General features: G+C 43.1%; 17 protein-coding genes. 13 read left to right on the top strand and 4 right to left on the bottom strand.

Going from position 1 to position 22,613, the window contains the following annotated elements; translation table 11 throughout:
- Positions 1–218: 218 nt before the first annotated feature.
- Entirely contained in the window at positions 219–2,579 is a 2,361-nt protein-coding gene (locus ACK5MF_RS12095; protein ID WP_416922545.1) for a Lon protease family protein, read from the bottom strand.
- Positions 2,580–3,088: 509 nt separating this feature from the next.
- Here ACK5MF_RS12095 and ACK5MF_RS12090 point away from each other — a divergent pair.
- From ACK5MF_RS12090 to ACK5MF_RS12080, 3 genes are all read left to right on the top strand, one after another.
- Positions 3,089–3,298 carry a cold-shock protein gene (locus ACK5MF_RS12090; protein ID WP_042481174.1) on the top strand — a complete coding sequence of 70 codons (210 nt, stop codon included), beginning with the start codon at positions 3,089–3,091 and terminating at the stop codon, positions 3,296–3,298.
- Between the two features lie 98 nt (positions 3,299–3,396).
- Positions 3,397–3,993 carry a tRNA (pseudouridine(54)-N(1))-methyltransferase TrmY gene (trmY, locus tag ACK5MF_RS12085; RefSeq protein WP_416922543.1) on the top strand — a complete coding sequence of 199 codons (597 nt, stop codon included), beginning with the start codon at positions 3,397–3,399 and terminating at the stop codon, positions 3,991–3,993.
- A 322-nt stretch (positions 3,994–4,315) separates the two neighbouring features.
- Positions 4,316–5,872, top strand: coding sequence for a PAS domain-containing methyl-accepting chemotaxis protein (locus tag ACK5MF_RS12080; protein WP_416922541.1), 1,557 nt, complete (start codon positions 4,316–4,318; stop codon positions 5,870–5,872).
- 72 nt (positions 5,873–5,944) lie between these two features.
- On the opposite strand, the gene aroG is transcribed toward ACK5MF_RS12080, so the two are convergent.
- Positions 5,945–6,997 (bottom strand): 3-deoxy-7-phosphoheptulonate synthase AroG, encoded by a 1,053-nt coding sequence (gene aroG / locus ACK5MF_RS12075; RefSeq protein WP_416922540.1) that lies wholly within the window; start codon positions 6,995–6,997, stop codon positions 5,945–5,947.
- Between the two features lie 378 nt (positions 6,998–7,375).
- Between aroG and ACK5MF_RS12070 the strand changes: the two genes are divergently transcribed.
- Positions 7,376–9,082: a phospho-sugar mutase gene (locus ACK5MF_RS12070; RefSeq protein ID WP_416922538.1), complete on the top strand. Its 1,707-nt coding sequence runs from the start codon at positions 7,376–7,378 to the stop codon at positions 9,080–9,082.
- A gap of 157 nt (positions 9,083–9,239) precedes the next feature.
- On the opposite strand, the gene ACK5MF_RS12065 is transcribed toward ACK5MF_RS12070, so the two are convergent.
- Both ACK5MF_RS12065 and ACK5MF_RS12060 read right to left on the bottom strand, forming a co-directional pair.
- Entirely contained in the window at positions 9,240–9,440 is a 201-nt protein-coding gene (locus tag ACK5MF_RS12065; protein ID WP_416922536.1) for a restriction endonuclease subunit S, read from the bottom strand.
- A 73-nt stretch (positions 9,441–9,513) separates the two neighbouring features.
- Positions 9,514–11,430 (bottom strand): methyl-accepting chemotaxis protein, encoded by a 1,917-nt coding sequence (locus ACK5MF_RS12060; RefSeq protein WP_416922534.1) that lies wholly within the window; start codon positions 11,428–11,430, stop codon positions 9,514–9,516.
- Positions 11,431–11,743: 313 nt separating this feature from the next.
- Here ACK5MF_RS12060 and ACK5MF_RS12055 point away from each other — a divergent pair, with 313 nt between their 5' ends.
- The 9 genes from ACK5MF_RS12055 to ACK5MF_RS12015 all read left to right on the top strand — a co-directional run bounded on the left by ACK5MF_RS12055 (position 11,744) and on the right by ACK5MF_RS12015 (position 22,512).
- Complete coding sequence (locus tag ACK5MF_RS12055) at positions 11,744–12,700, top strand: AAA family ATPase (RefSeq protein WP_416922532.1); 957 nt, start codon at positions 11,744–11,746, stop codon at positions 12,698–12,700.
- 9 nt (positions 12,701–12,709) lie between these two features.
- Positions 12,710–13,633 (top strand): DUF58 domain-containing protein, encoded by a 924-nt coding sequence (locus ACK5MF_RS12050; protein ID WP_416922531.1) that lies wholly within the window; start codon positions 12,710–12,712, stop codon positions 13,631–13,633.
- A 10-nt stretch (positions 13,634–13,643) separates the two neighbouring features.
- Entirely contained in the window at positions 13,644–14,129 is a 486-nt protein-coding gene (locus ACK5MF_RS12045) for a DUF4381 domain-containing protein (protein WP_416922529.1), read from the top strand.
- Positions 14,116–15,084, top strand: a complete 969-nt coding sequence (locus tag ACK5MF_RS12040) for a vWA domain-containing protein (RefSeq protein ID WP_416922527.1) — start codon at positions 14,116–14,118, stop codon at positions 15,082–15,084. The genes ACK5MF_RS12045 and ACK5MF_RS12040 overlap by 14 nt, the downstream gene beginning before the upstream one ends.
- Positions 15,077–16,918 carry a vWA domain-containing protein gene (locus tag ACK5MF_RS12035; protein ID WP_416922525.1) on the top strand — a complete coding sequence of 614 codons (1,842 nt, stop codon included), beginning with the start codon at positions 15,077–15,079 and terminating at the stop codon, positions 16,916–16,918. The genes ACK5MF_RS12040 and ACK5MF_RS12035 overlap by 8 nt, the downstream gene beginning before the upstream one ends.
- Positions 16,919–16,920: 2 nt before the next feature.
- On the top strand, positions 16,921–18,633 hold the full coding sequence (locus tag ACK5MF_RS12030) for a BatD family protein (protein ID WP_416922523.1): 1,713 nt from the start codon (positions 16,921–16,923) through the stop codon (positions 18,631–18,633).
- A gap of 104 nt (positions 18,634–18,737) precedes the next feature.
- Positions 18,738–18,953 carry a DUF3820 family protein gene (locus ACK5MF_RS12025; protein WP_042481593.1) on the top strand — a complete coding sequence of 72 codons (216 nt, stop codon included), beginning with the start codon at positions 18,738–18,740 and terminating at the stop codon, positions 18,951–18,953.
- A gap of 672 nt (positions 18,954–19,625) precedes the next feature.
- Positions 19,626–20,765, top strand: coding sequence for a hypothetical protein (locus tag ACK5MF_RS12020; protein ID WP_416922520.1), 1,140 nt, complete (start codon positions 19,626–19,628; stop codon positions 20,763–20,765).
- A gap of 187 nt (positions 20,766–20,952) precedes the next feature.
- Entirely contained in the window at positions 20,953–22,512 is a 1,560-nt protein-coding gene (locus ACK5MF_RS12015) for a diguanylate cyclase (RefSeq protein ID WP_416922519.1), read from the top strand.
- Positions 22,513–22,613: the final 101 nt, after the last annotated feature.

Below are 22,613 nucleotides of genomic sequence, written 5' to 3'. Positions count from 1 at the left end.
AATAGCCCTTTGAACTAAACCGAGTATAAAATATTCAATCTTTTTGAAATCCACCTCAAAGTTATTTGTAACGGTGGAGAATGAAGGCGTAGATTGACCTATTTCACCTAAAAAACATCGCTCAGAAAGAGTATAACTTCAGCGCCCTCTATATTTCAGTGCAATCTCTATAGAAAAGGTCTTCAAATGAAGACCTTTCAAGTACGGGAACTCGTCGGTTACTTTCTTAACGCATTCAATTTGGCTTGAGCCAAACCGTAGATGCTGTCTACCGGATAGCTACCATCTTCTGTCGCAATACCGACTTTCTTACCAGTGAAAATCTCAATTGCTTCAGATACGTGGCTTATCGCCCAGATATTAAACTCACCCTTTTCTACCGCTTTGACGATATCAGGTCTTAGCATCAAATTGTGTCTATTGGCTTGAGGAATGATCACCCCCTGAGAGCTATGACGTCCTTTAATGCAGCACACATCAAAGAAACCTTCAATTTTCTCGTTCACCCCCCCAATAGGTTGAGATTCACCAAACTGGTTCATAGAACCGGTAATCGCAATATCCTGACGGTTAGGTTGCTTAGAAAATGCCGATACAATTGCACAGAACTCAGCCATACTTGCACTGTCTCCGTCCACACCACCATAGGATTGCTCAAAGGTAATCGTCGTGGTCAGCGGCACACGTGCCGTGCGTCCAAATACCGAGTTGAGATAAGCGGAAAGAATCATCACACCTTTAGAGTGAATGCTTCCGCCTAAATCGACACTGCGTTCAATATCGATGATCTCACCATCGCCGTATGACGTTGTCGCGGTAATACGGTTGGGGGCACCAAACATATGATCTTTCGTTGCCAGCACAGATAACGCATTAACCTGACCAATAGCAGCACCGTCTGTTTGAATAAGCGTCGTACCGTTCGAGAAGGTCTCCATCACACTTTCTTGCAAACGGTTAACACGCATTTGCTGGTTGTTTAAAGCTTCTTCAACATGACTCTGACGAATCATGTTTGAATTTGCCTGCTTAGCGACATAGTTTGATTCACGCAACAGGTTAGCAATATGTGCTGAATGAAGAGAAAGCTTGGACTGGTCACCGGCCATTCTTGAACTGTGCTCGATAATGCGAGCTATCGCTTTGCGGTCGCAATGCAAAAGATTGCTGTCATGAACGATACTGGAAATGAAACGTGCGTAATGAAGCTCTGTATCATCAGTACGCTTCATTTCGTCTTCAAAATCCGCGGTTACACGAAATAGCTCACTGAACTCTGGATCATAGTGCGCAAGCAGTTCGTAAGTACGGTAATCACCAAACAGAATAATTTTCACATCCAGTGGAATAGGTTCAGGATCCAATGACACGGTACCCGTTAGCGTCACTTCCTTCTCTAACGATGTGAAGCTGATCTGACGAGAGCGCAACGCACGTTTCAAACCGTCCCATACATAAGGTTGTTCTAGCACTTTTACCGCATCCATCATTAACACGCCGCCATTAGCTTTATGCAAACTGCCGGCACGGATCAAGGAAAAGTCAGTAAATACAGTACCTTTGTAAGTTGCTGTTTCGATGTAACCAAACAAAGAGTGGTAGTTAGGGTTTTCCTCCACTACAATCGGGAAATCATCAGAGCCGCGGCTGACAAGAACGTTCACTTTGTAACGACGCGGCAATTTTTTATCTAAAGCCGCTGTCGCAATATCACCCTGCTCTCCAGCACCTTCCAAAAAGATATCGACATTTTCCACAATGTCTTTTTGTAGGTCTGTCAGGTAACTTTTGATTTCCACATACTGAGAGTAATCTTGTTTAAGTTGCTTAATGAAGTGAGCAACCACATCAAGTGTCACATCATCATTCAGCTTTTTGATTTTTTCAGTGTACGCCTCTTCCCACTCCGTCAAATGGCGAACCATATTACGTAGCGACACCTCCAATTTATCAATCGTCTGACTGAAGTGTTCTTGCTCTTTTTTCGTCAGAGCATCAAAAGTTTCTTCGGTGTGTAACTCTTCACCATTCAAAGCAACAAACTGATATTCACCTTGGTTGGTAATCGTGAGGCTAATACCCTTTTCTTTGGCATCTTTAGTGATGTTTTCCAATTCACTTTGTTGCTTTTGGTCGAGCTGGTTTTTCATCTTCTCTGCACGACCAATATATAGCTCATTATCGAAAGCTAATGGCATACCGTTCATCAGCTTAGTCATTAGCTTTTCGATATCTTGACGAAATGCGCTACCCACACCGCGTGGCAGTTTTAGCACTCGCGGTGTACGAATATCGTCAAAGTTAGCGACATAACACCAGTCATATAAGTTATCACTCTCATATTTATGGCGAGTAAGATAACGCATGATCATCGTACGCTTACCTAACCCGTTGCGACCAATCGCATAGATGTTATAGCCCTTCTCTTTAATCGACATGGCGAACTCAACCGCTTTTTGCGCGCGCTCTTGACCAACGATTTCATCAATTGGGGGTAATTCTTTGGTGGACTTACAAGGCAATTGTTCTAGCTTTGCTACGTGGTAAAGCTGTTCTGCGTTCAGTAGTTGAATAGCCATAGCTCCACTCCTTTGGGTTTATACTTCTTCTTTTGTATATCAAGTCTAGTCATAAAGCTTTGACTTTTTAGTGATTTAGTCCCAGTTACAATGCAAGCGAACAAATAATAAACAATTTTGATAATATTTATTCTTGATAACCATTATCAATTGATGATCTATTGCATTTAAATAAATGCAAATGAGGTCAAAGGTCAACCTATCCCCAAAAACGTGAAGCCACAGGTTTACAGAGCCATAAAATTTAAATAAATATGGTCTAGACTTATGTTGTTTACGTTTGAATGTGCGTGCTTTCACTTAATTTGAAATATTCGCTAGTTTATTACGGACACTTGCGTTATGATTTGCGCGTCCAATCGATTCACGCTCGATAGGTTGTGCGAAGGAAACCTTCCGGTACTAGCGTTTAGCCAGTTATATGTAGAAGCATTTTGTTCAAACGTCACCTAAGTAATAAGCGCCTTCTTTTGGCTAAATAGATTAATTTTTTAAGATTTGGAGACATCATGTCTAACACTACTGGTACCGTTAAATGGTTTAACGAAACTAAAGGTTTTGGTTTCATCGCTCAAGATAACGGCGGCGCAGACGTATTCGTACACTTCCGTGCAATCACTGCAGAAGGTTTCAAAACTCTGAAAGAAGGTCAAAAAGTTTCTTTCACTGTTGAAAACGGTCAAAAAGGCCCACAAGCTGCTAACGTAACTGTTATCTAAGCTTGATTACAATCTTCGGATTGACGTGAAAAGGTCGCTTTATGCGGCCTTTTGTGTTTTTGTTATCTGCTAAATTCGTTACACATTAGAGGAAACCAATGCGTACTTTCGTTCTCAGAGCACGTTCAGCCCCAACCGATAGTCAAAAACTGCAAGCTGAAGTGGGCGGCAAAGCCCATGCTGAAATTCTTGCGCATGGTATTATGAACGCGATTTTCACTGCTCAATCACACCGTGAAGATACTGTCATTCACTTGGTGTTGGAAAGTACTCAAGATTTCTCTCGTACCATTACGATTGATGCCAACACCATCAGCGATGTGGGTGGTTTCCACGAAGCAGCATTAATCGCTCTGCTAGTCAAAGCATTGGATAAATCTTTGGGTATGACCAAAGAACAAATTCGCGAAGTGCAGCCAGGTTTAACGGTACAGACCATTAGCTTTGAGGCCTTGGTAACCAAGCTTGCTGATTCCCATTCTATCTACATGATGGATAAAAAAGGGGAATCGATTCGTACCATCGAAATGGGTTCAAACCCTTGTTTCTTACTTACCGATCATATTCCTATGCCGAAAAAGACCGGCAATTCGCTAAAAAGATTGGGAGTGGAAAAATTAAGCTTAGGGCCAAAAATGCTGTTTGCTTCCCAGTGTATTACGCTTATTCACAATGAACTGGATATACGTGAATAAAGGGAAATGATACTGCAAAGGCTCTCTACTCGAGAGCCTTTGGCTTTATTTCAAATAAAGCAGCGATAAGTATCGTATAAGGTCATATTCAATAGGTGTCAGACCAGTACTACAAATTTAGTGCGATACTTCTCGTTTTAAATCACAATTTTCTATATCCATTGCATTCACTTTTCTACTTGCGTATAAAACGAGCAGTCACAGACTTACCCATGCAAATTTAAAGGTTACCTACCTTAGTTACCAACCATATGTTCACCAACTATATGATAATCAACCATTTGCATTTACTGCAATATTTACACTTAGGTCAATCTCAATAATGCGTAACAACCAACCAGTAACACAAAAAGAAATTCTATTCCCGTCTCACTATAATTTGTTGTCCATTACTCAGCCAAGTAGCCATATCACTTATGCAAGTGAAGAGTTTTGCAAAGTAGCGGGTTACTCCCTAGAAGAAATGGTTGGTCAACCACATAATTTGGTACGACATCCAGATATGCCTGAAGCAGCCTTCGAAAATATGTGGACTCAGCTAAAAAGTGGTCGTTCATGGATGGGGTTGGTAAAAAACCGGGCTAAATCTGGTGAGCATTACTGGGTTGACGCTTTTGCTTCACCAGTTATTGATAATGGCAAGGTCATCGAATACCAATCGGTTCGATTATGTCCCAACAGAGAACATGTCAAAAATGCCGAGAAAGTTTATGCCCAAATAAAAGCTAATAAGACCCCATGGCAACTTAAAATGCCACGCACGCGACTATGGCAAAGAATGTCATTAGGTTTATTTGCTACGGCGATCATTGCCTCTGTCGCTGAACACTTCATCTCAGGTAGTGGTGTACCTGCCATGTTAGTACTCAGTATCGCTAATGCTTATACGCTAACTCGTCGTCTGGAGAAAATCTCCGCTAAGGCTCGTAAAGTGTATAACAACCCTTTGATGGAATTAGTTTATACCAGACATGTCGATGACCTTGCAGAGATAGAGCTTGCACTGAAAAAACGCCAATCAGAACTCAACGCGGTTGTTGGTCGTATTCAGGATTCAAACCAACAGCTCGTGGACGCCGCCAAAATTTCCTCGAACAACTGTAACCATACAGCAGAGAATCTTGATGGGCAGACCAGAGAAACTGAGCAAGTTGCGACGGCAATCACGCAAATGAACTCAACAGCCAATGAAATTGCGAATAATGCACAAGCCGCATCAGCGGTAGCCAATAGTGCACAAACGTCTGCCAATGAGGGAGTAGATTCCGTTGAATATACCGTTAGCGCTATTATTCAATTAGCGAAGCAACTCGATTCCGCTTCTGACGTCATAGAAAAACTTTCCGCTCAAAGCGCAACTATTGGTCAGGTAATTGAAGTCATTCAGAATGTTTCCGAGCAGACGAACCTTTTGGCGCTAAATGCTGCCATCGAAGCAGCACGAGCCGGTGAACAAGGTCGAGGCTTTGCTGTTGTCGCAGACGAGGTTCGAAAACTCGCACAACGCAGCTCAGAGTCGAGTGAAGAAATTCAAAACATTGTTCAGACTATTCAGAGCAGTACACATGAAGCTGTAGATACTATAAAACAAGGTAATGTTTTATCTCAAAACTGTGTCGATAGCGCTAATCAGTCGGGGGACAAACTCAAAGCCCTCTTGGCTCAAATGGCAGATATTACCCAACGAAACGAGCATATTGCCGCAGCAGTCGATGAGATGGCCGACGTAACAGCAAGTATGAGCTCAAGCGTGAAATCTATTCGCGACGGATCAGGTGCGACATTAGTATTAGCTAACGACACCCATCAACAATGTGAAACTTTGGTAACCAATTTAAATTCACAAGGTGGGTTAGTTAAGCAGTTTCGTCGTTTATAAAAAACAATATCGTAAATACACACAAGGCTCCTTTCGGAGCCTTGTGTGTATTTATATCTAACTATAATGTAACTAGCCTTTACGACGTTTATCTACTGCATCGGCAAGTTGACGTAATACTGTTTCAGTATCGTTCCAGCCAATACATGCATCGGTAATTGACTGGCCGTAAGTTGGTGCTTGACCGTCAACGAGATCTTGGCGGCCTTCAACAAGATGTGATTCAATCATCACACCGAAAATTGCGTGTTCACCACTAGCGATTTGCGCACTCACATCATCACTCACCACCAGTTGACGTTGGTATTGTTTAGAGCTGTTTGCGTGGCTGAAGTCAATCATCACTTTTTGACGTAAACCCGATGCCTCTAGCTTATTTTTTACGTCACTAACATGTTCAACACTGTAGTTTGGCTCTTTACCACCACGAAGAATAATATGGCAGTCAGGGTTACCCGCTGTTTCAACAATCGCTGAATGACCAAACTTAGTCACCGATAGGAAGTTATGTGATGCCTCGGCTGAACGAATAGCATCAGCGGCAATCTTAATGTTGCCATCAGTACCGTTTTTGAAACCTACTGGACATGAGATACCAGAAGCCAATTCACGGTGTACTTGTGATTCGGTAGTACGAGCACCGATTGCTCCCCAACTGATCAAATCCGCTACATATTGCGGCGTGATCATATCTAAAAACTCACTCGCCGTCGGCATACCCATGTCTGTCAAATCAAGCAGTAACTTGCGCCCCATGCGTAAACCGTCATTAATCTTGTACGTATCATTAAGGTATGGGTCGTTGATAAGACCTTTCCAACCCACTGTGGTACGCGGTTTTTCAAAGTAAACACGCATAACAACTTCAAGTTGACCACTGAGTTCATCGCGCAGTTTCTTCAAACGTTTGCCATATTCAATCGCAGCTTCGGTATCATGAATAGAACAAGGCCCAACAATAACCAGTAGCCTGTCATCTTCATCGTTTAAAATGTTATGGATCGCTTGGCGTGCTTGAAACGTTGTTGAAGAAGCAACATCAGTCGCTGGAAATTTTTCTAGTACTGCAACTGGGGGTAATAGTTCTTTAATTCGTTTAATATTTACATCATCGGTTTGATACATCGCTTACTTCTTCCTATTTCCTATTTTGCTTCGCTGCAGGGGCTATTGAACAGATAATAGCGAATCCTTTGGCAGTCTCGTTTCCTTAGTCCGTAACTTAATCCACCCAGACCGAATTGTGCAACCATTATTTTTATAAAAATGCAATATAAGGTAAATATTTACACCTTTGCTTATGTGTAATATTTTTTTTACATTCATAACCCAAATAAACGCCGAACTAGCAGTGAAAAACTGTTCTAGAATAGTTTTGAATCTAATGAAGATGTCTGAATGTAACGGACGACACTTAATACATGTTTTAGCGATTGCGCGCTCGCAAATGAGAATACATATCAATTATACTGCGTACTCTAATCCACACACAAGGTGACAGTCATGATGGAAAAAGTCACACAATGGTTATCGGCAGACCCTGATCCTAAAACTCGGGAAGAACTGCAATATCTCATTGACCATAAACAATATGAAGAATTAGAAGATCGCTTTAAATGCCGGCTCGAGTTTGGTACTGCTGGTCTGCGAGGAAAAGTCGGTTGCGGTCCAAACCGCATGAACCGTTTAGTGATTCAACAAACCGCGTTAGGTCTTGGCGAATACCTAGTGAAACAAGTTGACAATGCTAAACAGCGTGGTGTCGTGATTGGCTATGATGGTCGAACTGATTCAAAATCATTTGCTCATGACACTGCTGCGGTACTAACGGCTTTAGGCATTAAGGTTTATTTAACTCATAAGGTCGCCGCAACCCCAATTACAGCATTTGGCGTCAAACACTTCAATGCGGCTGCGGCTGTGGTTGTGACAGCAAGCCACAACCCTCCCGAGTACAATGGATTCAAAGTTTACTGGGAAAACGGCGCACAAATCATTCCACCACACGATTCTGGCATTGCAAAAGAAATTGATATCGCAGCCACTCATATGATCCCACTGATGCCTCATGCTGATGCAGAACGCCAAGGTCTACTAGTTTGGTTACGTGATGATTACTATCAAGCGTATCGCTACACGATTAACAGCAACCCATTGCTTTCAAACCACACCGACCCAAGTAGCATCTCTATTGCTTACACGGCAATGCATGGCGTTGGCGCGAATATGGCGGAAGACTTACTCCATGATGCGGGCTTTAAGAAAGTAATAAGCGTAACTGAACAGCGTGAACCTGATGGTACCTTCCCAACGATTAACTTCCCTAACCCAGAGGAAGCTGGCGCAATGGATATGGTCATTGAGCTTGCCGATGCTATCGAAGCGGAACTGGCTTGTGCCAATGACCCAGATGCAGACCGCTTTGCTGTTGCTGTACGTAAACCCGATGGAAGTTACCAAATGCTCACGGGTGACCAAGTAGGTACTATTTTCGGCAACTACTTACTGAGTAAAACCGATGCAAAATCTCAGTTAGTAGGTAATACCATTGTCTCTTCCAGTCTACTGAGCAAAGTTGCAAAAGCACACGGCGCGAAGTATTACCAAACACTCACGGGTTTTAAATGGTTAACCAATATTGCCATGCAAGAGCAAAGCGACCAACATAAGTTCCTGTTTGCTTATGAAGAAGCACTTGGTTATACCGTGGGTAACGCGGTTTGGGACAAAGACGGTCTGTCTGCGCTGGTCGCATTCGCTCAACTAGCAGCAGAACTATACAGTCAAGGCAAAACCATTTGGGATCAACTTGAAGAGATCTACCGCAAGCATGGCATGTACATTAATGCTCAACGTAGTATTGCGCTTGACCCAGATTCCCCGCCAGTAGGTGAACGTCTACGTGCTATGCCACCGACTAAAATTGCGGGTAAGAAGATCTTAATTAGTGAAGATTTAAAGCACTCAGTTCGCACTGATAGTCATGGCAACAGAGAAACCATCAAGCTACCAAGCAGTGATGTACTGATTTATCACTTAGAAGGTGGCGCTCGCGTCATTGTGCGACCTTCAGGTACAGAACCGAAGTTAAAATGTTACTACGAAGTGGTGGGCAGTTTTGCTAACAATGAGAGCTTTAAAAGTGCTCAGGAACGAGCAGAAGAGCAGATATCACTGCTGATTAGTGAGCATCAAAACAGTTTGAAATAAAAGCCAACATACTGAGGCAAGGCGAGTTCTCTCTTTGCCTCATAAACCCTTCCATGGGGCTCCGCTGAGCCATCCTTGGCTCAGAGGGTTTGCTTATCGATGCCCATTCACTGATCAGAAATTTTTCTAGAGCGGTATTAAAAGCAGCGGAAGCTGATCAGTGAATAGGTGCGCCGTTTTTCGCATTGAACTGGCCAAAGTGCTGTTCCAGAATTTCGGGGGTTAGTTTGCCTTCCGCTTCTAAACGTTTCAGTTCTGCAACTATCGCTTTTTGTTCTTCAATACTTGGTAATGAAACCTCTGGCTCGTTACCTGTTTCTTGAGTCAAATGCTCTAGCTCTTTTTCAAAATCGCTCATTACTGTTACCTAAACTTCAAAGTTCTACATATCAAATACTGGGGAGAAGTTTACCTAACTCCCCAGCAGGATACTAGAGCTTAAAGCTACCAACCATCTTATCCAAACGACCAGAAAGCTCGCGAAGCTCTTGACTTGCGCCGGCAAGCTCTTCAGCCGTACCTGTGGTGACCTCATTGATAGCGTTTATCTCTTCGATATTCATGTTAATAGTATGGACCACAGTCGACTGCTCTTCTGTTGCGGTAGCTACTTGGGTATTTCTGTCAGAGATATCATGAATACGCTCAGAGATACCAATCAACACTTGAACCGCTTCGTCAGAAGAAGACACACCTTCCAGAGTAACGGACTTACCCGCTTCCATAGCTGATACGGCATCTTTTGCATCACCTTGAAGCTGATTGATCATCTTTTGGATCAGCTCGGTAGAGGCTGCGGTACGGCTGGCGAGATTACGAACTTCATCGGCAACCACTGCAAATCCGCGACCTTGTTCACCCGCACGTGCCGCTTCAATCGCCGCGTTTAGCGCCAACAGGTTAGTTTGATCAGAAATATCGCGGATAACATCCAGTATTGAACCGATATCTTGTGTGGTAGAGGCAAGTTGACTCACCACCTGCCCAATATTTTCAATATCATCAGCCAAACGAGCAATGGCATCTTTCGCCTGATTAACCACTTTACGCCCTACCTCGGTATTCGACGTCGCTTGGTTTGCTGTTTCCGCAGCAGTCGCAGCGTTAGTAGCAATCTCGCTGATGGTCGACCCCATTTGGTTAATGGCAGTCACTACCTGAATAGTCTGGTCACGTTGCTGCTGGCTGTTGTCATGCGTAGTATGCGCTTTGGTTGACACCGTTTGCGCCGCTTCTTGCAGTGCATGGCTAGTTGAAGCCACTTTTTTCATCGACTGATGGATCTTTTCTATAAATCCGTTAAAACCAGATGAAAGTTGAGCAATCTCATCGCTACCTTGAATTTCAATTCGTTGTGACAAATCGCCATCGCCCTTACCTAAGTCCGTAAAACGAATAGCAATTTGACGGATCGGGTTAGCAATGCTGCTTGCCAGAATCAATCCCATCGCAATAAAAATTGCCGCAACAATAATAGTCGTGATCAACATACGTTGCGCCACTTCGTTCAAATCAGCGAACACTTCGTTGACCGGTACGGTACCCACAACAAACCAGTCCATAGACTTGACATAAAAACTGGCTACAAACACATCCACGCCTTCGTGTTGAGCTGTAATAAGGTTGAAGCTTGACTTGTTCAGCAGTTTGTTGGTTTGCGCACCAAACAACTGAGTCAACGTTGATTTCGCGTTTGACCTGTCACGGTGGATTTGCACTTCCCCTTTCGCGTTAGTCAGAAATACGTAGCCAGTCTGCTCAATTTTATAGCTGTTCAGCAGCTTAACCATGTCATCCATCGATTTAGAAAGACCAGACAGGGTATCGCCATTCACATCCTGGAAGTTGGCGAACATCTTCACCTCACCTGTCGCTTCCTGAAACATGCTGACCATGGTTGGATTTCCTGAGCTAACAAAACCATAAAACCAACCATCTTGCTGCTTGTTGAGTTCACGCAGAAAGCCATTCTGGTTCCAATAATAGGCTGTTTTACGGTTCGCTACAGACGCATCGTTCAGCTTGAACTGAGTACGAATGTTGTTGAGTTGTTTAACCAACATAGCTTCATCACCAGAATCGACGTCCTTCGTAGCGATGGCTTTTTTAATAAATTCACTGTTGGTGAGCTGCTCTGCTGCCAATAGCAAGTGCGTCACATCACTATCGATTGAGCCACTGATGTGTTGCAGCATCGATGGGAGTTCGATATCCACTAATCGATGCTCTAATACATCTCTTGCCTGACGTTGTGCCATTACCCCAACAATAATTGTTGAAGCGAGAACTGCAAAGGTAATTCCGGTAACTACCTTGGTTTTAATGCTGACATGGCTAAATTTGAGCATCTATTTTTTACCTACTATAGCAATTGGTTATAACGAACGTTGTATCGACTTTAAAGTACAATTCTTTATGGTTAAACATCAATTAATTCATCAAATTTATTAATTCATCAATCCAAGTTTCATTAGATGTATTTATTTCATTGAAAAGGTTTAGAAAAGCCCAATTCGTCGCCATATGATGACCGACACAAAGTACAGTGAGATGTGCTTATTTGCTCAACAAATCATCAGATGAACAAATATCTCGTGGTAAAAGGAACTTTTTCGATTCAAAGCTCACTAACAACAAGATTATCAAGGAGAGTAGGATTTCATGCAGTCAGAAACCTTTCATTCGCTACAGCAATATTTAAATCAACAAGTTATTGGTCAGTCCGCCTTGGTTGAACAACTTCTAGTCGCTCTACTAGCCGACGGGCACATTCTGGTTGAAGGACCTCCCGGTCTCGCCAAAACTCGTGCGGTTAAATCGCTGGCAGACTGTATTGAAGGAGATTTCCACCGTATTCAGTTCACTCCTGATTTACTGCCAGCAGACCTTACAGGTACAGATATCTTCCGCCCTGAAACCGGTGAGTTTACATTCCAAGCTGGACCTATTTTTAACTCTCTTGTTCTTGCGGATGAAATCAACCGCGCTCCAGCGAAAGTTCAGGCAGCGATGCTTGAAGCTATGGCGGAAAAACAGATTACCGCAGGCAGAAAGACCTATCGGTTACCGGAACTGTTTCTTGTGATGGCGACGCAAAACCCAATTGAGCAAGAAGGGACCTATCCGCTACCAGAAGCTCAGCTTGACCGTTTTTTACTGCATTTAAACGTTGATTACCCAAGTGCCGAACATGAACTGGAAATCCTTCGTCTTAACCGTGGTGAAGCCAAAGGTGAAGCAGCACAGACGTTACCCAAAGTCACTCAACAGCAGATCTTTGCCGCACGCCAAGAAGTACTGAATATTCATATGGCGGAAACCATCGAAAAATACTTAGTGCGTTTGGTGATGGCAACCCGCAAGCCTGAACAATATGATGCTAAACTGGCGCAATGGTTAGAGTTGGGAGTTAGCCCAAGAGCAACCATCGCCCTCGACCGATGCGCACGTGCCCGTGCATGGTTACAAGGGCGCGATTACGTAAGCCCGGAAGACGTACAAGCAATGGCTTTTCCAGTACTTCGCCATCGTTTATTGCTCACCTATCAAGCACAGGCCGAGGGGATACACCCTAACCAAGTGATAACTCACTTGCTTGCTTTGGTCGGCAGTGCGTAAGGCAGCATGATGGCTCAGTCTTTAAAACCGTCGTTACCAGCAAATTCAGATGGCGTTCATCTGTGTTTGGAAGAGTTACTGCCCTATAAACAACATACGGTGAAATGGCTACCACCGGCCAAAAGTTTATGGTCGCAACTGTTAGGTCAGCACCAAAGCAAACAACTAGGGCGCGGTATGGATTTCGCGGAAGTTCGGCAATATCAGCCGGGTGATGATATTCGAACCATAGACTGGCGCGTGACCGCCCGAACCGGAAAACCACACACTAAGTTGTTTTCAGAAGAACGGGAAAAGCCCGTGATTCTGTACGTCGATCTCAGTGCTACCATGCAATTTGGTTCGTCTTTGTTGTTGAAGTCAGTGCAAGCCGCTCACATGGCAAGCTTGCTCAGTTGGCTTTCCGTTGCAGAGAGAGATCGAATAGGTGCGGTTATCGACATGGGTTCTCGCCTGATTGAAATAAAACCGACCAGTAGAAACAAAGGCCCGTTACAAATCATCGCCCAACTTGTTGAATGCCAACAGCAGGCGCTCTCGCAAACATTGACACCCAGTTCTATGCAAACTGCATTAATGACATTAAATCGTCTCTGCCCTAAAGGAAGTGAGGTGATAATGATCAGTGATTTTGTTAATTATGAGGATTCGTTTAAACCATTATTCAACCAGTTACGTAAGCATAATCGCGTGAGATTAGTCCATATTTTTGATCCATTAGAGCAAGGTGAGACTCAATTTAGAGGAATTGAGAGAGTCAGTGACGGCAAAAATGCGCGCTGGCTTAACTTTTCGTCCAAATCTGATCGCCTAAGTATCAAAAATGCGTTTGATTATCAGAAATTAGAATTAGAATCATTGTGCCAATCTATGGAAATGGACTACCAATTTCTTTCTAGCGATATATCTTTGCTACAACAACTTTCTGGATAATTTAAAAGATATGCAAGAACCATCAAATTTACTCAATCTTAGCAATTTGCATTTACCTGAAGTACCTTCATGGCTACCACTTTCTTGGGGATGGTGGGCAAGTCTATTAGCTATTGTTGTGATACTGATCAGTATCACATTAATTGTCCGTGCTAAGAAAAAACGTATGGCGCCGAAAAAGACCGCTTTACGTTTGCTTAACCCAGCACTAGGACATCAGACTCCATCATCAGCGATTGAGTTAGTTCGTCAAGCAGCGTTATGTTATTTCCCACGTGAGCAGGTCGCTCACCTAACCGGCTCAGATTGGTATGCATTTTTGGATTCTCAAGTAGGTTCATCTTTTTTTATGAAGAATGAAGAAACTTGGCAGAAGGCTCTGTATCAAAAGCAGAAAGTCGAAAATGCTCAAGATTTGGTAGCAGATTGCTATCAATGGGTAAACACAGCGTTGCCGCCGCAAAAAAGGAGAAATTTGAGCGTTGGCAAACATTGAATTTGTATGGTGGTGGCTGGTCGTATTATTGCCGCTACCTTTAGTTATTAATCGAGTTCTACCACCAGTAAAAGAAAGGGCAGCCATACCGTTGCCCTATTTACCACAACAACATTCTGTCGCACCACCAAAGCAGTGGTTAGCTAAATGTTTAGCCACTCTCGTCTGGCTTTGCCTGATTGCTGCTATATGCAGACCGGTCTGGTATGGTGACCCTGTCACTACATCACCAAAACATCGTGACATGATGTTGGTCGTTGATCTCTCCTACTCAATGAGTCAGGAAGATATGAAATCCAACGGTGATTACATTGATAGGCTATCAGCGGTTAAAAAAGTCCTCAGTGATTTTATCAACAAACGCGAAGGTGACCGCCTGGGTTTGATCTTCTTCGCTGACCATGCGTATTTGCAAACGCCACTGACCTTAGATCGCCAAACCATCAGCCAACAGCTTAACCAAGCCATACGTCGTCTCATTGGTACCAAAACCGCCATCGGTGAAGGTATTGGTTTAGCAACGAAAACCTTTATTGATAGCGACGCACCACAGCGTGTGATGATTTTGCTCAGTGACGGCAGCAATACTTCTGGCGTGCTAGAGCCGATAGAAGCGGCAAAAATTGCCAAGAAATACAACGCAACCATCTACACCGTGGGTGTAGGTGCTGGCGAGATGATGGTGAAAGAGTTCTTCCTCACCCGTAAAGTCAACACAGCTCAGGACTTAGATGAAAAGAGCCTGATGGAAATCGCTAAGATAACTGGCGGTCAGTATTTCCGTGCTCGTGATGAAAAGGAACTTGCTACGATCTATGACACGATCAATGCGCTGGAGCCGATTAGCCAAGCAACACAAACCTGGCGACCACAAAGCGAATGGTTCACTTATCCGTTAGCGATGGCACTGCTTTTATCGGTTATTTTATTCATCGTAAGGAGAAACCATGTCTGATTTCACCCTCCTTGCTCCTCTATGGCTTGTGGCGCTGATACCTTTAGCTGGCATCGTTTTTTGGCTGTCAAAACACAAACAAAGCCAAGGGTTGATTGCCAGCCACATTGCCAGTGCACTTGGCATTGAAAATCGCCATCGTTCCAAAACCGTGGTTTCACTTATAGCGCTAAGTTGGCTGGTCACTGTGATGGCGTTAGCTGGTCCAAGTTTCGAGAAACAAACTCGCCCAAGCTATACCAACAGCAATGCCCGTATTTTGGTGATGGATATGTCGTTGTCACTTTACGCAACGGACATCAAACCTAATCGTTTAACTCAAGCCCGTTATAAAGCACTCGACTTACTTAAAGGGTGGAGCGAAGGCAGCACAGGCTTAGTCGCTTATGCGGGTGATGCGTACACGGTCAGTCCATTGACCAGTGACAGTGCAACCATCGCCAATTTACTGCCTAACTTGTCTCCCGACATCATGCCCTATCAGGGCTCTAATGCCGCATCAGGCATTAAGATGGCTATCGAGATGCTAAAAAACGCAGGACTTGTGCGTGGTGAACTGGTACTTCTCGCTGACGACCTTGATGAACAAGAGCAATCGGATATCGAAAGCGAACTTTCGGGTACGCACTTTAAGCTGGTGATTCTTGGCATCGGCAGTGCAGCAGGGGCACCAATCACATTAAGCGACGGCTCACTTCTGAAAACAGATAACGGACAAACAGTCGTTGCCAAGACTAACTTTGAATCGATGCAATCTTTGACGAAAAAGGTAAATGGAGTCTTCACGCCTTATCAAGCAAACGGTCAAGACGTAGTACGTATCCTTGCGGAACAGCAAGTGCAGCAAGATGTGAGCAAAAAAAACGATAAAAAAACGCTCACTGAGAACGTCAATAACGGCTATTGGCTACTACCACTGCTCATTGTTCCCGCTTTATTGCTTTTCCGCAGAGGAATGATCTTTGTTTTGCTACTGACCACCGGAATCACTGTGACATCACCAGATGCCAACGCGACTTCTTGGCTCAACATTGGTTCCCCTTGGAAAAACCGCAACCAGCAAGCGATGGAAGCTTATCATGCCAAAGATTATCAAAGCGCCAGCGAGCAGTTTACCGATCCGGAATGGCAAGGTGTGGCTCGCTATCAAAACAAGGATTTCAAAGGCGCTATCGAAAGCTTTTCTAAAGTAGAAAACCCCTCATCGAGAACACAATACAATCTTGCCAACGCTTATGCCCAAAATGGTGACTTGGACAAAGCCAAGGAACTCTACCAACATATTTTGCAACAACAACCAGACAACCAAGACGCAAAACACAACTTAAATGTTGTTGAGCAAGCTCTACGCCAGCAACAGCAACAGCAACAGCAACAGCAGTCTCAATCTGGCTCGGATTCGGGTCAATCGCAAAACAACGCATCACAGCAGCCAGATTCTCATTCGCCACAACAAAACGAGGCGCAACAGTCACGGGATCAAAAACAGGCGAACCCTCAAAACGATAAGGCACAAGGCAAACAGAGTAAGGATTCTGCACAAGACAACCAAGATGCAGACCAAAATGCAAAGCATGGCAAAGAATCCACTCAACAAACCGATGCTCAAGCCAATGCTCAAGATAGCAAGCAAAATGACCAATCAGAACAAGGTTCGCAGCCTAATGAAAAACCGACAACAACAACCTCAACGACAACTGAAAACACAGATCCAGAGCTAAGAAAACTGGAGCAGGTAGAAAGCGCTCGGGATCCGAGTCAGCTATTGCGTGCACAATTGATTCTTCAGGCTCAAGGTAAAGAGCCTCCACAAACTGATGGTAAAAAGTGGTAACGATGAACGTACTATATTCTTATTTCGCTAACTTTCCGCGATTTACATACTTATCTCGTTTTGGACGAGTCGCTCTGTGCTTAGCCATCGCTACTATTAGCCTTCATAGTTTTTCCGCTCAGGCGGCATCTTTTTACGCCAGCGTGAGTAAAAACAAAGTCGCCAAAAATGAAGTTTTTCAATTACGTGTCGTTAGCGACGAAAAAGCATCTTCAGACGATATTGATTTCACTGTGCTCAGTAACGACTTCCTTTTGGGACGCCCTAGTTTCGGTTCGTCGGTCAATATCATCAACGGCACTCGCAGCAACAAAAGTGAGTGGACCATATCTCTTGCCGCAACCCACATAGGTATTGTCACCATCCCGAGTTTTGAGCTTAACGGGCAAAAGACTCAACCGATTGCGATTCAGGTCGCTCCAGACGAGCAAACTCCAGCAGTCAAAGATCTGGTTGAAGTGCAGACTCAGCTTTCAACGTCAGAACTCTACCCAAATGAAAGTGCGTTATTGAAAGCTCGCTTGATTATCAAAGCTGATCCACGTCGCCTGCAAAACCCAACGGTTTCGCCACCAGCAGTTTTACCATCAACGGTTGAAGGGTTAGAACTTAAAGCCGCAAGTGAGGCAAACCAATATCAAACAGTGCTAGACGGAGTGGAAGTGACCGTCGTCGATCAGGATTTTCGAATCACAGCAAAAGAGACTGGCACTTACCAACTTCGTGAACCAGTGTTCAAAGGTACGATTGTTTATGGCAGCAACTATGGTGGCGGTACTCGTCTGGTTCCGATCGAAACCAAAGCAAAAAGCTACACGATAGCCGTCAATGCAAAGCCGGCTGACTATCAGGGCATTTGGCTACCAACCAATAAACTGAGTCTGACACAGCAATGGACAGATGCTCAGGGGAATGCGATTTCTGGAGAGAGTTACAAAACGCAGGTAGGCGAATCGATCACGCGAGAAGTGCAGTTGCAAGTGTCAGGCTTAACTCAAGAGCAGTTGCCGAACATTAAAGTGAACTACCCTCCTTCGTTAAGTATTTACGATGAAAAACCACAGTTCACCACTTTGGAAAATGGTGACGTGGTGATGACAGTGAAACAAGTTCTTATCCCACGTCAAAGTGGTGATATTGCGTTACCTGAAGTCTTCGTCGACTGGTGGAACACGGTCAGCAAACAACAACAAGCGAGCAAAATTCCAGGTTTAACTCTGAATGTGACACCAAATGATACTCCACTTGTCGCAACGCCGACGCCGGTGCAGTCAGCAACAAAAGTCGAAACCATCACAGTCAAAGATGCTGGCTTCTGGCCCTATTTAACTGCGTTGTTCGCCACACTTTGGATGATCACGGGTATGTTCGCATGGCGCCTTAAACACTCTCTAGCTGCAAAGCAAACAACAAACTACGCAACCTCTATTTCGAGCGAATATCAAGCTGTTAAAAACGCCCTTTCTGGCTTCGACGCAGGAAACGTTGATGGTATTACCATTACTGCCACCGTAAAAGCATGGCTTGATAACGTTAAACTCAGCGAGGAAGATCATCTCGCTATCAACGAAGCTCTGAATCAGGTTAATCAAGCGCTCTACTCATCAACGCCTCAAGAGATAAAAACAGATCAACTCAAAAAACTGGTTGAACGTATTCAAAAGCAACAAGCCAAGATGCATAAAGTTGAGCCTAAATCTCTTGCCCAGCTATAAGCAACTCTTAGCTTGTCGCTTTCAATCACAAAGAAATCGGTATTGCGCCATCGAAAAGGTGGCACAATACTCATCAATAATTCAAGCAGATTGGCTCGCCACCCATGTTAGAAAAAGAAAACCTGATCAAACTCGCTCGCATACAAATGCCATTTGGCAAATATGCAGGGCGTGTACTTATCGATTTACCGGAAGAATATTTATTGTGGTTCGATAAAAAAGGTTGGCCCGCTGGCGAGCTCGGTCAGCTACTTCAACTGTGTCTGGCACTTAAAATTGAAGGGCTAGATAGTGTAGTGAAGCCGTTGAAACGGATGTGATTTGGCGGAAGAATGGGTTCCATAAGAATCCACGTTCAACTCTAGCTATACAGTTCTGCGCCTAATAATTGAACGATAGAATCAGTAGCTAATCGTCTCTTTGTCACATCTCCTTTTTACAGAGTCACACTTGTTCTTGTTATTAATATGCAATGGGGTGACTCTTATCACGCTTTTGAGTAAAAAACTAATCCTTTAGCATTATGTTTTTAAAAGAAAAAATATTAATTATGTATTTTAAAAACATTAAAGTACCAATGAATGACAACGAAGTCCTATCTATTAATTTGAATCTGTAACATGTGATTTCTATTCTAATTTCGGGCGAAATAGCTATAGGTTTTTCATTCCAAATGGGACCAGTGTTTGGCCTACTTACCCAGAAAGAAAAGCAAAGGTGAATAGGCTTCTTATCATTTTAGCTTGTTATTCAGAATGAATTAATAACCATCACTAAACCAAATATTGCGCTTGAGGCCGAGCGTGGATTAATTCCGAAGATGCGTAATGCTGCCTCACTTCTTTAACCAACAGGCAGGATTGCCAACTTTGGGGAACGCAACAATGTTAATGGATTCAATTTTTAAGCGTGGTGTAAATATAGTAATAGGAGGTGTAGCTATCTTGCTAGCTACATAAGCATTCGCAAAGGATAGAGCTTATTTTAATGAAGTGACTGCATTACAAATAGATAATGTGGAGCAAACCAACATTTCAGACTGGCTAACCGTTTCAGTCAATATTCACAGCAGAAACGTGGCATTTAAAAATCCATTTGAAGGCGGTTCATCTGTATCACTAACACTAAAATGGTCAATAGATAAAGATAAAAACACAACATACCCTCAATCAATGGAGCTCGAAGCAAATACTGACTCTGGCGTTTCAGTAGAACCGATCTCAATTACCCCTGAACAATGTCTGTTTTCGAGTTCAAACCAATCATGTGAGTTTGAAATATCGTTCAACGTTCCAGAGCAAAATAGTGAGACACAAATAAAAATTAACGCTAAAACGACTGAAAGTGGTCAAGATGGATTGTTGAACAATGATACTACGATCAATTTTACGGTCACAAACCACGTTCAGCCTAGTGAGGCGATAACGACATCTGTCACCGTCGATACACAATGTTTTGCTTATAAAGCAGGCGATGTCAACTTAATGGCCAATCTATCCGAAACAAGAATACCTAACGAGCCAGATAGTAGTACTTCAATATCCAACGCTAATCTAAACTATGCTATTGGCCTGATTAATGAATCAGCCACAGAAATTGGCACAGCAGGAACTGGCGATGACGGTAACGCCTCTTTGCTTTATAACATCGATAACCTTACAGCAGGTGATCACTACTTATTTGTCTCCTATGAAGGTGATAGCATCTATAAATCCAGTGCCAATAGCGGAATATTAGGTATTTACTACAATTTTGTAGGCTTCCAGCCACCAATCAATCCCGCTGGTAATAGTATTTTTGGCAATGGTCGTGTCGTGCCAGTAAAAGTCAAAATTGTTGACGCTGATTTGAACCCAGTGACCGAAGCTAAGCCTACTGTTTGGATTTATAAATGGTCAGAAGGTACTGGTCTTGGTGAAGATTATGAACCAGCCACCTCTGTTTCATCTGCTGATACTGACAATATAATGAGATACGACTTTGATGAGCAGCAATATATTTACAATGCTGATTTGAGTGCTTTAACCAATGGTACCTATGCTATTGTGGTAGATCCAAATGACAGCCACGTATGTAATAGTGGTCCCTATCAAGCCATCATTACTATTGCTAAAAAAGGGAAAAAAGGTTGATGAATGCATAAATGAGGTCTTTAATCCCATTGATATGATTCAATTACTATAACGTAGGTATCGAAGGGTTGACTAACATTGTCAGCCCTTTTCAATTTAGCGGTGTTCCATCATCTTTTATTATAAATACTATAGCAATCTCTTATAATCATTAAGTTACGAGATGAACAAAAACCATGGTGACTTTATGACCATTCATATACCAACTGTCTTTTTAATGATCATTGCTACCAGTGGCGCTCTGGGATTCTCTGTTGGTTGGGTGGCGCGAGCAAAGCAAGATAAAGAACTATTGCTGTGGACAGTTGGGTTATTATTACAAACTCTGGTCTACGTTTTATTTTTCCTTCGAGATCAAACTTCAACGCTAATATCGGTTATTTTTGCCAATATTGCTCTTTCTGCCAGTTACTCATGTTTTTTGGCGGCAATTAATGAGTTTCACCAGCGCACGCTGTCACGGTTGTGGTATTTTGCTCCACCGCTGGTTCTCGGTGTGACATTCAGTTTTATGATGGATAGCATTAGTTCACGCATCATAGTTAGCGGATTGATCTTCGCTTCTCAATGCATGTTTATGCTGTTTGCTTTACTTAAATATAAAGCTATTGGCAGAGGGAAATATCTGATGGTTGGTAGCATACTGATGGTGATAGGAGTTTTAGCCATCCGTGTGACAAACGCAATATTCAAACCGGATGATATAACTAGCATGCTGCATCAAACACCAACTCAGGTACTGACATTTTTTACGGTTTTCATTTCGCTGATTCTGAGTTCAAATGGTTTCGTATTAATGATTAAAGAACGAGCAGACGAATGCATCCTTATGATAGCGATGAAGGATCGGCTAACCGGAATATGGAACCGTGTTCGGCTAGAAGAAGAAGTTCAAAAAGAGATCGACAGATCGGAGCGTTATGGCCACCCGGCTTCATTGATCATGTTAGATCTCGATTTTTTCAAAAAGATTAATGATCAGTTCGGCCATCGTGCTGGTGATTTGATACTGAAAGAGTTTTGTCTGGTGGTGAAAAGTTGTATTCGTACAACAGATGTTCTCGCTCGATGGGGTGGAGAAGAATTTGTCGTGTTGTTACCAAACACCGGATTTTCCCAAGCAACAGGTCTGGCTGAGCGGATCAGAGTCACTATAGAGAAACATGAATTTCATCTGGGATTAAGGATAACAGCAAGTTTGGGATTCTCTACCTGCCAACCAGACGACACTTTAGATTCATGGTTAGAACGTGCAGATAAAGCACTATATCGCGCTAAATCTGCGGGGCGAAATTGCGTGAAAAGTGATGTCCTATCGACAAAAGATATACCAAATAAAGTATCACCTCCGGTTCAGCTTGTATGGCATGCGGCTTATAAGTCAGGTAATGACTTGATTGATACTCAGCATAGAACACTGTTCGAACAAGCCAATACCCTTTTTCTGGCTATTATAGAGAGTAGCCCCAAAGCAAAAATATCTTCGCTAGTTGATTCATTGATTTTGGAAATTGAACAGCATTTCAAAGATGAAGAATCCATCTTCCAACGTGCAAAATATCCCAGATGGCAATATCACCAGACGATTCATAGCCATCTGCTTAAAAAAGCCAAGGACCTTAGTCATCGCTATGATTCAGGTGAGATCCGAGAAAGCGATCTGCTGCATTTTTTCCTTTATGAGATGATTTCACAACATGTTCTTATTGAAGACAGCAAATATTTTTCATCTCTGACAGCAGAGTGATTCTCAAAAATCCATATCATTCAGCCTTAAATATCTATTGAGATAGTATTTTTCTAGAAAACACGCATAATCTCGCTATACCACACTCAGAGAAAAAATTA

Source organism: Vibrio sp., assembly GCF_047973365.1.
Taxonomy (GTDB): domain Bacteria; phylum Pseudomonadota; class Gammaproteobacteria; order Enterobacterales; family Vibrionaceae; genus Vibrio.
The sequence above is the reverse complement of the archived record's forward strand: the minus strand, read 5'-3'. Positions and strand labels throughout refer to the sequence as shown.

Bases quoted from the DNA above. Each gene is read 5' to 3' on its own strand.
- ACK5MF_RS12095 (WP_416922545.1), bottom strand. From the start codon at position 2,579: ATGGCTATTCAACTACTGAACGCAGAACAGCTTTACCACGTAGCAAAG.
- ACK5MF_RS12090 (WP_042481174.1), top strand. From the start codon at position 3,089: ATGTCTAACACTACTGGTACCGTTAAATGGTTTAACGAAACTAAAGGT.
- trmY (WP_416922543.1), top strand. From the start codon at position 3,397: ATGCGTACTTTCGTTCTCAGAGCACGTTCAGCCCCAACCGATAGTCAA.
- ACK5MF_RS12080 (WP_416922541.1), top strand. From the start codon at position 4,316: ATGCGTAACAACCAACCAGTAACACAAAAAGAAATTCTATTCCCGTCT.
- aroG (WP_416922540.1), bottom strand. From the start codon at position 6,997: ATGTATCAAACCGATGATGTAAATATTAAACGAATTAAAGAACTATTA.
- ACK5MF_RS12070 (WP_416922538.1), top strand. From the start codon at position 7,376: ATGATGGAAAAAGTCACACAATGGTTATCGGCAGACCCTGATCCTAAA.
- ACK5MF_RS12065 (WP_416922536.1), bottom strand. From the start codon at position 9,440: ATGAGCGATTTTGAAAAAGAGCTAGAGCATTTGACTCAAGAAACAGGT.
- ACK5MF_RS12060 (WP_416922534.1), bottom strand. From the start codon at position 11,430: ATGCTCAAATTTAGCCATGTCAGCATTAAAACCAAGGTAGTTACCGGA.
- ACK5MF_RS12055 (WP_416922532.1), top strand. From the start codon at position 11,744: ATGCAGTCAGAAACCTTTCATTCGCTACAGCAATATTTAAATCAACAA.
- ACK5MF_RS12050 (WP_416922531.1), top strand. From the start codon at position 12,710: ATGGCTCAGTCTTTAAAACCGTCGTTACCAGCAAATTCAGATGGCGTT.
- ACK5MF_RS12045 (WP_416922529.1), top strand. From the start codon at position 13,644: ATGCAAGAACCATCAAATTTACTCAATCTTAGCAATTTGCATTTACCT.
- ACK5MF_RS12035 (WP_416922525.1), top strand. From the start codon at position 15,077: ATGTCTGATTTCACCCTCCTTGCTCCTCTATGGCTTGTGGCGCTGATA.
- ACK5MF_RS12030 (WP_416922523.1), top strand. From the start codon at position 16,921: ATGAACGTACTATATTCTTATTTCGCTAACTTTCCGCGATTTACATAC.
- ACK5MF_RS12025 (WP_042481593.1), top strand. From the start codon at position 18,738: ATGTTAGAAAAAGAAAACCTGATCAAACTCGCTCGCATACAAATGCCA.
- ACK5MF_RS12015 (WP_416922519.1), top strand. From the start codon at position 20,953: ATGACCATTCATATACCAACTGTCTTTTTAATGATCATTGCTACCAGT.